Genomic DNA, 11,890 nt, shown 5'->3' with positions numbered 1-11,890 from the left:
CGCCGGCCTCGCCGCGCGAAGATGTACTTGAGTCTCCCGCAAGGGGAGACACGAGGGTGGGGGCATGGAAGGCGACGGACTCTTCACGATCGGGGCGCTGGCCCGCAGGACCGGACTGACGGTCAAGACCATTCGCTTCTACTCCGACAGCGGGATCGTGCCGTCGACCGACCGCAGCCCGGCAGGCTACCGGCTCTACGACATCCACGCGCTCACGCGGCTGGATCTGGTGCGCACCCTTCGCGACCTGGGCCTCGAACTCGCCGCCATCCGGCGGGTTCTGGACCGGGAGATCTCGGTGCCCGAGATCGCGGCGACCCACGCCGACGCACTGGACGTGCAGATCCGCACCCTTCGTTTGCGGCGCGCGGTGCTTCGGGCGGTGGCCCGACGGGGCTCTACTCCCAAGGAGATGGACCTCATGCACAAGCTCGCGAAACTCTCGGAAGACGAGCGCAGACGCCTCGTCACCGACTTCATCGATGACACCTTCGGCGGCCTCGAAGCCAATCCCGAGTTCGTGGCCATGATGCGCTCGGCCATGCCCGAGCTGCCGGACGACCCTGAACCCGAGCAGGTCGAGGCCTGGGCGGAACTCGCCGAGCTCACCCAGGACCCCGACTTCCGTGCCGCCGTGCGGCGGATGGCCGAGTATCAGGCGAGTGAACGTGCCCAGGGCGACACCACGGGCCTGCACCACGACCTGACCGAAGCCGTCCGCGACCGGGCCGGCCAGGCTCTCGCCTCCGGCATCGACCCGGCCTCCCCCGAAGCCGCGCCCATCGTCGACGATCTGACCGCCCGCTACGCCGAGACCTTCGGCCGCGCGGACGACGCGGACCTGCGGACCTGGTTGCTGACGCGCCTGGAGACGGCCGGCGACCCCCGCGCGGAGCGCTACTGGCACCTCCTGTCCGTGATCAACGCCTGGCCCGTCCCGCCGAGCCTGGCACCGGTGTTCACCTGGTTCGGCGAGGCCTTGCGTGCCGGCACGGGAAGCAGGTCCATCGACACGTAGCCCGTTGCCCGTTGGTCGGCCAGGCGTCCCCGCGTCAGCCGACCGTCACCGTCCGCTGCGCGGTGACGTCCCGCGAAGAACGCGCCACGGCGAACGTGCAGGAGCCGGGGACGAGAGTCCACTGCCCGGACTTCCACACCTGCAACTCGCTTACGGGTACAGAGAGTTCGAGTCGCGTGGACTTCTTGGCGGCCAGGGACACCTTGTGGAAGCCGACGAGGCGGCGCGGTTCGGCGGCCGCCGCGGCCGGCAGTGTCACGTAGAGCTGGACGACGTCCGTGCCCGCGCGGGTACCGGTGTTGGTGACGGTGACGGAGACGGTCACCTTCTTCGCTGCGGCATCGTAGGCCGCTTCGAGGGAGCCGTGGGCGAAGGTGGTGTACGACAGGCCGTGGCCGAAGGGGAAGCGGGGGCGCTGCCCCTTGCTGTCGTAGTAGCGGTAGCCGACGTTGACGCCTTCGTCGTAGGTGACCGTGCCGTTCGTTCCGGGGTAGGTGGCGGTCGTGGTGCCGGGGCCCTGTCCCGCGTCGGCCGGGAAGGTGACGGGGAGGCGGCCGCCCGGGTCGGTGTCGCCGAAGAGGACCGAGGCGAGCGCGGTGCCCATGCCACGGCCTCCGTACCAGGCCTGGACGACGGCCCCGACGTCGTTCTGCCAGGGCATGGCGACCGGGCCGTCGGTGTTGAGGACGACGACGGTACGCGGGTTCGCCGCGGCGACGGCCGTGATGAGCTCGTCCTGGTCGCCGGGCAGGCCGAACTCCAGGTGGTCCATGTCCTCGCCGGCGACGCGGTTGACGAACACGACCGCGGCGTCGGCGGCGCGGGCCGCCTCGACCGCCGCCGGGATCTGCGACTCGGGTTGCCAGCCGAGCGTGAGGCCACATGTACCGGTGTCGGCACCGGAGTTGGTGTAGCGCAGCTCCACGGTGACCGGGCGGCCCGCGGTCAGCTCGGCGGTGCCCTGCAGCGGATAGTCGTAGGGGCCGAGGAAGAAGCGGCGGCTGTGGCGGGTGCCGGAGACGACGGTGGTGCCGTTGAGCTTCAGCGATGCGGTTCCCGCGGGCAGGAGTGAGAAGCGGTGCAGGCCGGTGGCGGTCGGCACGAGTGTTCCGGTCCAGGTCGCGGACCATACGTCGGGCAGTCCGTCCACGGGTGCGGTCGTGAAGTCGACCGTTGGGTCCGTGCGGGTGGTGAGCGGGGTACCCGTGGCGTCGCCGCCCTTGTAGTAGGTGCCGGTCAGGCCGGGCGCGCCTGATGCGGTGCGCAGTACCGTCGACGGGACCGTGGTCAGCGGCACGTCACCCTTGGTGCCTTGGGCGTGTGTCACCTTCACCGTGGCGCCGGCGCGTGCGCGGATCGCCTCCAGTGGGGTGGCCCATGTGCCGGGGTCCACGTACGTCGAGCCGGACACACCCGTGAAGGTGTCGGTGCCTGCCGGGCCGATCACCGCCAGGGACTTCACCGTTGAGGGCAGGGGAAGTGTGGTGGAGCGGTTGGTCAGGAGCACGGTGGAGGCGATCGCCGTCTCGTGGGCGAGGTCCTGGTGTGCGTCGGTGCTCACGTCGTCCGCCGGCTCGGGCAGCGGGTGGTCGAAGAGGCCCGTGGCGTACATCGTGAGCAGGATGCGGCGCGCCGCGTCGGTCAGCCTGTCGGCGGGGATCGCTCCGCCGGTGAGGTCGCCGGCCTTGAGCTTCACGCCGTCGCCGCCGAGACCGGCGAGGTCCATACCCGCCCGGGCGGCGGCCACTTGGTCGTCCCCGGCCCAGAAGTCCGGGACGGTGTGCCCCTGGAGGCCGATGCCCTTCTTCAGGTCGTCGAAGAGGGCCGGGCTCTGCGTCGCGAAGACGCCGTTGATCTTGGGGTAGGCCATCATGACCGAGGTGGCCGGGGCGGCCGCGACGATGCGCCGGAACGGTGCCTGGTAGATCTCGTGCAACGCCCGGCCGGAGACCTTGGTGTCGGTGAAGAAGCGGTTGACCTCCTGGGTGTAGGCGGCGAAGTGCTTCACGGTGGCCGCCACGTTCCGGCTCTGCATGCCGACGGTGACGGCCGCGCCCAGCTCGCCCGCGAGCAGCGGGTCCTCGCCCATGCTCTCGGCCTGTCGGCCGAAGTGCCAGGTCCGGCTGATGTCGACGGTGGGGCCGAGGAGGTTGTTGTAGCCCTTGGCGCGCCCCTCCGTACCGATGGCGGCGCCGAGTCGGCCCGCCAACTCCTTGTCGAACGTGGCGGCTTGGGCCAGCGGTACGGGAAAGGCCGTGACACCCTTCTCGCCGCGCAGGCCTGCCGACGCGTCGACCATGGTGAGGGCCGGTATGCCCAGGTGGGCGAGGGCGGCGAAGTCGCAGCGTACGAGCGACTCCTTCTCGGCCGCCGTCATCCGGGCGACCATCGCGTCGGCGCGCTGCGCCGGGGTGGTCCCGTCTGCGGCGAACGCGTCGGTCAGGACCGGGGCGAGGCCCGCGGACAGGGCGGTGAGTGTTGCGGCGCCGAGGAACGTTCGTCTGTTCATAGCGGCTCTCCGAACGGGTTGGGCGGTCGCGAGCAGGTGTGTCACGCCGCGGTGGAGATGAGTGCGGTGGTGTCGAGCGTGTGCTCCCCCGGGCCGAGCGCGACGGGGGCGCATCCGGGGAGTTCTGCGGTGGCGGTGCAGCCTTCGGGCACGGTGATGTGCGCCGTCATGCCGCCCTCGGTCGCCTCCCAGTCCAGCGACGCCGTCCCGTACGGCGTCTCGTGGCGGGTGCGGGCCCAGGTGATGCCGCCGCCGGGGCGCGGCCTGAACACCAACTCCCGGTAGCCTGGAGCCGCTTGGGCGATGCCGCCGACGACCCGCTGCAGCCAGTCGGCGACGGCCCCGAGGGCGTAGTGGTTGAAGGAGGTCATGCCGCCGGGGTTGAGGGTGCCGTCGGGACGGAGGCTGTCCCAGCGTTCCCAGACGGTGGTGGCTCCCATGGTGACGGGGTACAGCCAGGAGGGGCATTCGGTCTGGGTCAGCAGGCGGTAGGCGACGTCGACATGGCCGGTGTCGGTGAGGGCGTCGCAGATCAGTGGGGTGCCGACGAAGCCGGTGGCGATGCGTCCCTCGTCGGCGAGGACGAGTGCGGCGAGGTGGTCTCCTGCGGGGCCGCGCCAGTCCGGGGCCAGCAGGTCGAAGGCGAGGGCGACGGCGTAGGCGGTGGGGGTGTCGCTGGTCATGCGGCCGGTGGGCAGGACGTAGCGGCGGCGGAAGGCGGCGATCACCTCGTCGGCGAGCGCCGCGTACCGTGCGGCGTCCTGCTCGTATCCCAACTCGGCTGCTGTTCGCGCGAGTTGTCGCGCGGAGTGGGCGAAGTGGGCGGTGGCGACGAGGTAGCGGTTGGTGCGCGAGGCCGCCGGGTCGTCCGGTGGTGCGGCGGGGTCGAGCCAGTCCCCCAGCTGGAAGCCGCTGTTCCACAGCCGGTCGGGCCCGGCGAGGCGTTCCATCAGGTCGACCCATGCCTTGCCCGTCGGGTAGTGCCGGCGCAGCAGTTCGCGGTCGCCGAAGCGCTGGTAGAGCACCCAGGGGGTGAGGGTGGCGACGTCGCCCCAGGCGGCGCCGGGCCGGATCGGGGTCCACATCGGGCCGCCGGGGATGACCGGCACGTACCAGGGGACGGTGCCGTCGGGGAGTTGCTCGAGGCCGACGTCGGTGAGCCAGGAGTCGAGCATGCCCACGCAGTCGTAGAGGTAGCTCGCGGTGGGGGCGAAGACCTGGATGTCGCCGGTCCAGCCGAGGCGTTCGTCGCGTTGCGGGCAGTCGGTGGGCAGGTCGACGAAGTTGCCGCGCATGCTCCACACGACGTTCTCGTGGAGCCGGTTGACCAGCGGGTCGCTGCACTCGAACCAGCCGGTGCGCCGCATGTCGGTGTGGTGGACGCGGGCGGTGACCATGTCGGGGGTCAACTCGCCGGGCCAGCCGGTGATTTCGGCGTAGCGGAAGCCGTGCAGAGTGAAGCGGGGTTCCCAGGTGAGCGGGCCGTCGCCGGACAGGATCAGGGTGTCGGTGGAGTGCGCCTCGCGCAGGGGGCGGGTCGCCAGTTCGCCGTCCTGGAGGATCTCGGCGTGCCGGAGCGTGATCGTTGTCCCGGGCGGGCCGTCGGCCGTCACGCGGAGGCGGCCGACCATGTTCTGTCCGAAGTCGAGGAGGTGGCGGCCGTCGGGGGTCGTGGTGACGGTGACCGGGGCGAGCTCCTCGGTGCAGGTGACCGGGGGGCCGAGGGGCGCGACGAGGGAACGGGGGTCGCGTTCGCCGGTGCGTACTGGTGCCCAGGTGCCGGCGTGTACGCCTGCCGGGGTGGACCAACTCGCGTGGTACAGGCGGGCGTCGAAGGTCTCCCCTTCGTACAGGCCGCTGGTGAGGATGGGGCCAGTATCCGCGCGCCATGTTTCGTCGGTGGCGATGACGGTCGTGGTGCCGTCGTCGTACGTGACCTCCAGTTGGGCGATGAGCGACTGGTCGGTGCCGTAGATGTTGCGGGTGCCGCCGTCGAAGCCGTACTTGCCGCGGTACCAGCCGTCGCCGAGCCAGGCGCCGATGACGTTGGCGCCTTCGGTGAGGTGGTCGGTGACGTCGTGGGTGCGGTAGCGCAGGCGGTGCGGGTAGACGGTCCAGCCGGGGGCGAGTGCCTCGTCGCCGACGCGGCACCCGTTGATCTCCGCCTCGTACAGGCCGTGCGCGGTGACGTAGAGGCGGGCGCGGGCGATGGGGCGGTCGAGGGTGAAGTCCCTCCGGACCAGCGCTGGTTGGCGGTCGGACTCCGGGTCCTCGGACCATGCGGCGGCGACCGGTACGGCCCGCCAGTCCGTGGGGTCGAGCAGGCCGGCCTCCACGGGGCGTTCCTCGCTCCAGGCCGAGGGGCCGTCATGGCCGGAGGTCCAGACCCGGACCCGTACGGCGACGCGTTCGCGTGAGACAAGCGGCGCGCCCGGCCAGGCCACGAGGACCTGCTCGTCGCTGTCGATGCGGCCGGTACTCAACTCCGCTAGACCGCGCGAGAGTTGGAGTTCGTAGGCGGTCTGGCGGTTCGAGCCGGGGGCCAGGGTCCAGGAGAGGCGGGGCGTGGCGGTGCCGATGCCGAGGCCGTCCGGGAGGTGTTCGAAGGACACCGGTGAGGGCGGGGAGGGCAGCAAGGGAGGAACCTTTCGTTCACGTGCGCGGGAGCAACGGGCCTGCGGGGGTCAGCCCTTGAGTGCTCCCGAGGTGAGGCCCTTCATGACCTTCTGGTTGAGGAAGAGGTAGATCAGGAGGGTGCCGAAGACGTTGATGCAGATCGCGGCGAAGAGCGGGCCGTACTGGGTGGCGCCGAAGTCGCCGGTGAAGTTCAGCAGGCCGACCTGGATGGTGCGCAGGTCCTGGTTGTTGGTGAATGTCAGCGCGATCAGCAGGTCGTTCCAGATGAAGAAGAACTGCACGAGGCCGACGGTGAGCAGGGCGTTGCGCACCATGGGCACGCTGATCGTCCAGAAGGCGCGGAGGATGCCGGCGCCGTCGATGGTGGCTGCCTCGAAGAGTTCGCGCGGGACGGTGCGGTAGTAGGTGGCCATCATGAAGACGGTCAGCGGCAGGCCCGTCCCGGTGTACGTGAGGATCAGCGGCCAGAGTGTGCCGGACAGGCCGGTCTGGAAGTACACGGTGAACAGGGGCAGCAGGATCATCTGCGGTGGCACCATCATGCCCGCGAGGAAGACCAGGAGGGTCAGGCTGCGACCCTTCCACACCATGACCTGCAGGGCGAAGCCGGCGGCCGTGCCGAGGAGCAGGATCAGGGCCAGGGCGGGCAGGACGGCGAGCAGGCTGTTCTGGACGTACAGTCCGATGTTCCCGGTAGTCCATGCCTCGGTGTAGTTGCCCCACTCCCAGGTGGTGGGCAGGCTCCAGGTGGAGTTGTTCAGGTAGTCGCTGTTGGACTTCAGGGATGTCAGGAACATCCAGATGAGCGGGTAGATCTCCACGACGAGCAGTACGCCGATGACGAGCTTCACCCACCAGCGGCGGGCGGGATTGCGGACAGCCATGGCTCAGCCCTCCGTGAGGTCGCGCCGCGAGACGCGGTAGACGACCAGGCTCACCAGCAGACACACCACGGTCAGCAGCAGGGCGATGGTGCTGCCGTAGCCGTACTCGCTGTAGGTGAACGACGTCTGGAACATGTACAGGGTCAGCGGGGTGGTGCCGTCGCCGGGCCCGCCGTTGGTCAGGGCGACGATGGAGTCGAAGACCTTGAGCGTGCCGTTGATGCTGAAGATCAGCGAGGACATCAGCACCGGCAGGGACAGCGGCAGCACGATGTGCCGCACCAGGCGCAGGCCGGTGGCGCCGTCGAGTCGTGCGGACTCCAGGGTCTCCTCGGGGATGTCGACGAGGCCGGCGAAGAGGAGGACCGCGTAGAAGCCCATGGAACGCCAGATGTCCATCACGATCAGGACCCAGAAGGCGCTGCCGGAGCTGCCGAAGAAGTCGATCGAGTCCAACCCCACCGCGTTCAGTAGGGAGTTGACCGGGCCGGGGGTCGGGGCGACCTGGAAGAAGTTCTTGAACAGCAGGCCGACGGCGACGGTGGGCAGCACCACGGGGAAGAAGACGAGGGTGCGGATCAGGGCCGAGGCGCGCTTGAGGAAGAAGACGTAGAGCAGGGCCAGCAGATAGCCCGCCACGACTTGGCCGACGGTGACGACGGCGGCGTACTTCAGGGTGAACCACAGGGCGTGATGGACGGCCGGGTCGTCGAGGAGGCGGGAGAAGTTGGCGACGCCGTTGCCGGTGAAGCCGTCGATGCTGTTGCCCTTGGTGAAGGAGTACCCGAGCGACCATGCCATCGGGACCAGCATGATCAGTGTGTAGACGAGGAGGGCGGGACCGAGCAGGATCGCGACGGCCCTGCGGTCACCGAGTACGCGGTGCATGGATGGAGTCCACTTCGATTCCGTTGAAGCTTCAGCTGGAGCTTCCGTTGAGGCTTCCGTTGCGGTGTGCCGGGCCGGTCACTTCGCGGTGAGCGCGTCCTGGACGGTCTGCATGAACTGCTTCGGGCTCATGCTTCCGGTGGCGAGGCGTGCCGCGTTGGTCTGGCTGACGGTGGTCGCCTTGGTGCTGAACAGGGCCTCGAACCACAGCACGTTCTGCTTCGAGGAGCCGATGGTGTCGCGGACCTGCGTGGTGACCTCGTTGGCGTCCTTCACCTCCTTGTTGACCTTGAAGCCGGAGATGGTGCCGTGGTCCTTGAGCGCGGTGCTGCCGTAGTTCTTGGCGATGCAGGAGACCCAGTCCCCGGTCTTCTTGTCGAAGGACTTCGCGTTGAGGGCGATACCGAGTCCTACGTTGGAGGGGTACTGGTCGATCGAGCCCTTGCCGCCGGAGACGGCGGGGAACGGCAGGAAGCCGACGTTCTCGGCGCCGACCTTGTTCTGCTTGGGGTCGGAGATGGCGGCCAGGGCCCAGCTGCCCATGTAGAACATGCCGGCCTTGCCGGCCAGGAACTGGTTCATCGCGGTGTCGTAGTCGATGGAGCCGACACCCTTGCCGAAGTAGCCCTTCTTGCCGAGGTCCGCGACCTCCTGGGCCGCCTTCACGTAGGCGGGGTCGGTCAGCTTCGCCTTGCCGTCGGCGACCTTCCGCAGCGCGTCGGGGCCGAGGCTGCGGTAGAGGTAGCCGCTGATGAGGCGGGTCAGCGGCCAGCCCTGCTGCCCGGAGGCGGCGAACGGCTGGATGCCCTTGGCCTCCAACTTGGCTGCGGCCGAGCGCAGTTCGTCCCAGGTACCGGGTGTCTCGATGCCGTTCGCCTTGAAGACCTTCTTGTTGTAGAAGATCCCCTCGATGTTGTACTCGTACGGCAGGACGTCCAGCTTGTCGCCGTACAGCGCCTTGATGGTGGAGACGGCGGCCGGCTCCAACTGGTCGAGGACACCGAGCTTCTTCAGCTCGACCTCCAGGTCGGCGACCTTGCCGGACTTCGCCAACTGCTGCGTGAGCGCCGGGGCGTTGCCCGCGGCGAACTGGACGGGAAGCGCGTTCTGCCCGGCCAGCAGCTGCAGCTTCTGGTCGAGGCTGCTCTGCGGCACCGTCTCCACCTTCAGCGGCAGCGCCTGCTGGGCGGACCTGCACGATCCCTTGGACAGGGACTTCAGAGCGGTCTTGACGGTGGTGTTCTCGGTGACGCTCAGGTAGTTGAACTCCTTCGGCGCAGCCGAGGAGCCGCCACCGCTGCCGCCGCAGGCGGTCGCGAGCAGGGACATCGAGGCGACACCGGCGGTGAGCAGGCCCAGGCGCATGCGGCGGGCAACGGGGGTACGGGAAGACACGGTTCACTCCCAGAAGTCGGTGAATCAGCGAAGCGGAGAGGTGAGCTCGGGCACGGCACGACGCATGGAGCGGAAGCCGTCCGGCCGCGGCGGGGAGTGTGAAACGTTCCCCATGGGCGAGTGGGCATCACCTTGCACGCAACTCCGGTGTCAGTCAAGACATTCAGCCGTAACGTCGATGTCTCAGGAGGGAGACGTGGGGACGCAGGTGTGGCATTCTGTGAATCGTTACCCTTCACGCCGCGAGATCCGGAGTACTGACGATGAGCGGGGCCGCGACACCCAGGCCGAACAAGCGCGTGACGATCAACGACGTCGCCCGGCACGCCGGGGTGTCCACCACGGCCGTGTCCAAGGTGCTCAACAACGCCTACGGCGTGAGCCCGGGGATGCGGGAGAAGGTGGGCGCGGCGATCGCGGAGCTCGGCTACCGGCCACACGCTGCGGCCCGTGGCATGCGCGGGCGGACGTACACGATCGGCGTGCTCCTCGACAACGTACGCAACGCCTTCTTCGCCGACATCCTCGACGGCATCCGCGAGGAGCTCGGCCGCACCGACTACACGGTGCTGATCGGTGCGGCGGGCTTCGAACCGGACGAACAGGCCCGCGTCATCCGCTCCATGACGGACCGCCAGATGGACGGCCTGATCCTCATCGCGCCCGGCACACCACGCCCCGAGGTCCTCGCCACGGCCGCCGCGACGCCGACGGTCGTCATCGGCCACCACGACGGCGCGGACAGCCACGACACGGTGGCCGACGCCGACGACCTCGGCGCCGGCCTCGTGGTCGACCATCTCGTCGGGCTCGGCCACCGGGACATCGCGCTGGTCTCGGCACCGGGCAACAAGGCCGCGCAGTGGCGGCGCACCCCCGAGATCGCACTGACCGACGGGTACGGGGAGGCCATGCGGCGGCATGGCCTGGAGCGGCACATCCAGGTCCACCACGCCGCCTACTCCGACGAAGGCGGCTTCAAGGCCGGCCTCACGCTGCTGACGGGCGAGCACCGGCCGACCGCCGTCATGGCGGGCGCCGACGTGGCGGCCCTGGGCCTCTACCGCGCCGCCCATGAACTCGGCCTGCGCATCCCGGACGACCTCTCCCTGGTCGGCTACAACAACACGGCCCTCGCCGCCCTGGCGCCCGTCCAGCTGACCAGCGTCGACCAGGCCGGGCAGGAGATGGGAGCGGCCGCCGCGCGGATGCTGATCGAGCGCGTGGAGGGGCGCCGGGACCGGGCGCTGCGCACCACGATGACGCCCCGCCTGGTCCTGCGCGCCAGCACGGCTTCGCCGCAGGGGCGGTAGGCCGGGCCGCAGTAGGACGTGTCATGTCGCGCGGCGGATGCGCACCGGGAGGGAGGCCCAGGAGCGCAGGGTGTTGTTGAGGTGGCGGCGTGGCGGCGCCGCGAGTTCCAGGTGTGTCACGCGGTGGGCCAGGGCGGTCAGCAGGCACTCGGCCTCCAGGCGGGCCACATGCTGGCCGACGCACTGGTGCAGGCCCATGCCGAAGCCGACGTGGCCGGAGGGGTCGCGGGTGAGGTCGAAGCGGTCGGGGTCGGTCCAGCGGCGCGGGTCGCGGTTGGCGGCGCCGAGGAACATGAGGATCTTTCCACCCTCCGGGACGGTGGCCCCGGCGATCTCGACGTCGGTGGTCGCGGTGCGGAAGAAGGTCTGCACGGGCGACTCCCAGCGCACCGCCTCGTCGAACGCGACGCGCGCCAACTGCGGCCGCTCGCGCAGTCGTTGCCACTCGTCGGGGTGCGTGGCGAAGGCGTACAGGGAGGCGGCCAGGCCGTGCACCGTCGTGTCGACGCCCGCCGTGAGCAGGGAGCGCACCACCAGAGGTGCTTGCGCAGGGGTGAGGTCACCACGGTCGGCGGCCGCCCAGATGCGGGCGCCGAAGCCGTCCTCGCTCAACGCCTCGCGGGCGCACTGGTCGTTCACCCAGGCAGAGAGACCGGCCATCCGGTCCGCGTCGGCGCGCACGAGCTCGTTGCGCGGGCCGAAGGCGTTGAACGCCATGTTGCCGTAGGGCAGCAGGTTCTCCCTGCCGTCGGGACCCAGGCCCACGGCGTCCGGGAAGACCCGCAGCGGGAAGGCCGTGGCCAGCGCCTCGAAGGCGTCGAACTCCGTTCCCTGGGTGGCCAGTACGGTGTCGACGAGGTCGTCGGCGACGCTCTGCCAGGACTCGCGCAGCCGGCGCAGGGCGAGCGGGGAGAGGATCTCGCTCAGCACGCGGCGCGGGGCGTCGTGGTGGGGCGGGTCTGCTTCCAGGAGGAGGCTCGGCGGCCGCCAGGGCTTCTCGTGGCGGAAGTTGGCGAGGCCCACGCCGGCGCCGGACTGGAAGGTCTGCCAGTCGACGAGGGCGGTGTGCACCTCTTCGTAGCGGGCCAGGGCGTGTACGTCGTAGCGGGCCAAGTGGACGACAGGGCCCGCGGCACGTAGGTCCCGGTGCAGGGGGCCGGGGTCGGCGAGGTGCTCGGCGGCGAAGGGGTCGACGTCGGTGGTCGGCACGGGCACGGGCACGGGGGCGGCGGCTGTTGCGGACATG

At 70.0% G+C, this 11,890-nt stretch carries 8 protein-coding genes; 2 read left to right on the top strand and 6 right to left on the bottom strand.

Going from position 1 to position 11,890, the window contains the following annotated elements; all coding sequences use genetic code 11:
- Positions 1-64 precede the first annotated feature (64 nt).
- Positions 65-1,018: a MerR family transcriptional regulator gene (locus ACYSUO_RS06585; protein WP_461775047.1), complete on the top strand. Its 954-nt coding sequence runs from the start codon at positions 65-67 to the stop codon at positions 1,016-1,018.
- A 34-nt stretch (positions 1,019-1,052) separates the two neighbouring features.
- On the opposite strand, the gene ACYSUO_RS06580 is transcribed toward ACYSUO_RS06585, so the two are convergent.
- The 5 genes from ACYSUO_RS06580 to ACYSUO_RS06560 form a co-directional block, all read right to left on the bottom strand.
- Positions 1,053-3,527, bottom strand: a complete 2,475-nt coding sequence (locus ACYSUO_RS06580) for a glycoside hydrolase family 3 protein (protein WP_461775046.1) — start codon at positions 3,525-3,527, stop codon at positions 1,053-1,055.
- 41 nt (positions 3,528-3,568) lie between these two features.
- Positions 3,569-6,163: a family 78 glycoside hydrolase catalytic domain gene (locus ACYSUO_RS06575; RefSeq protein WP_461775045.1), complete on the bottom strand. Its 2,595-nt coding sequence runs from the start codon at positions 6,161-6,163 to the stop codon at positions 3,569-3,571.
- Between the two features lie 48 nt (positions 6,164-6,211).
- A complete protein-coding gene (locus ACYSUO_RS06570; RefSeq protein WP_266723681.1) occupies positions 6,212-7,048 on the bottom strand; it encodes a carbohydrate ABC transporter permease in 837 nt (278 codons plus the stop codon).
- Positions 7,049-7,051: 3 nt separating this feature from the next.
- Complete coding sequence (locus ACYSUO_RS06565; protein WP_461775044.1) at positions 7,052-7,936, bottom strand: carbohydrate ABC transporter permease; 885 nt, start codon at positions 7,934-7,936, stop codon at positions 7,052-7,054.
- A gap of 78 nt (positions 7,937-8,014) precedes the next feature.
- Positions 8,015-9,331, bottom strand: a complete 1,317-nt coding sequence (locus ACYSUO_RS06560) for an ABC transporter substrate-binding protein (RefSeq protein ID WP_461775043.1) — start codon at positions 9,329-9,331, stop codon at positions 8,015-8,017.
- 263 nt (positions 9,332-9,594) lie between these two features.
- Here ACYSUO_RS06560 and ACYSUO_RS06555 point away from each other — a divergent pair, with 263 nt between their 5' ends.
- Positions 9,595-10,644: a LacI family DNA-binding transcriptional regulator gene (locus ACYSUO_RS06555; RefSeq protein WP_461775042.1), complete on the top strand. Its 1,050-nt coding sequence runs from the start codon at positions 9,595-9,597 to the stop codon at positions 10,642-10,644.
- 21 nt (positions 10,645-10,665) lie between these two features.
- Here the strand turns inward: ACYSUO_RS06555 and ACYSUO_RS06550 are convergent, their stop codons facing one another.
- Positions 10,666-11,889 (bottom strand): cytochrome P450, encoded by a 1,224-nt coding sequence (locus ACYSUO_RS06550; protein ID WP_461775041.1) that lies wholly within the window; start codon positions 11,887-11,889, stop codon positions 10,666-10,668.
- Position 11,890: the final 1 nt, after the last annotated feature.

It is taken from the genome of Streptomyces sp. UC4497 (assembly GCF_054871485.1).
Note: the sequence above shows the minus strand (reverse complement) of the source record. Positions and strands in the feature narration are given on the sequence as shown.

Excerpts from the sequence above, each read along its gene's own strand:
- ACYSUO_RS06570 (WP_266723681.1), bottom strand. The coding sequence starts at position 7,048 with ATGGCTGTCCGCAATCCCGCCCGCCGCTGGTGGGTGAAGCTCGTCATC.
- ACYSUO_RS06550 (WP_461775041.1), bottom strand. The coding sequence starts at position 11,889 with ATGTCCGCAACAGCCGCCGCCCCCGTGCCCGTGCCCGTGCCGACCACC.
- ACYSUO_RS06585 (WP_461775047.1), top strand. The coding sequence starts at position 65 with ATGGAAGGCGACGGACTCTTCACGATCGGGGCGCTGGCCCGCAGGACC.
- ACYSUO_RS06580 (WP_461775046.1), bottom strand. The coding sequence starts at position 3,527 with ATGAACAGACGAACGTTCCTCGGCGCCGCAACACTCACCGCCCTGTCC.
- ACYSUO_RS06565 (WP_461775044.1), bottom strand. The coding sequence starts at position 7,936 with ATGCACCGCGTACTCGGTGACCGCAGGGCCGTCGCGATCCTGCTCGGT.
- ACYSUO_RS06555 (WP_461775042.1), top strand. The coding sequence starts at position 9,595 with ATGAGCGGGGCCGCGACACCCAGGCCGAACAAGCGCGTGACGATCAAC.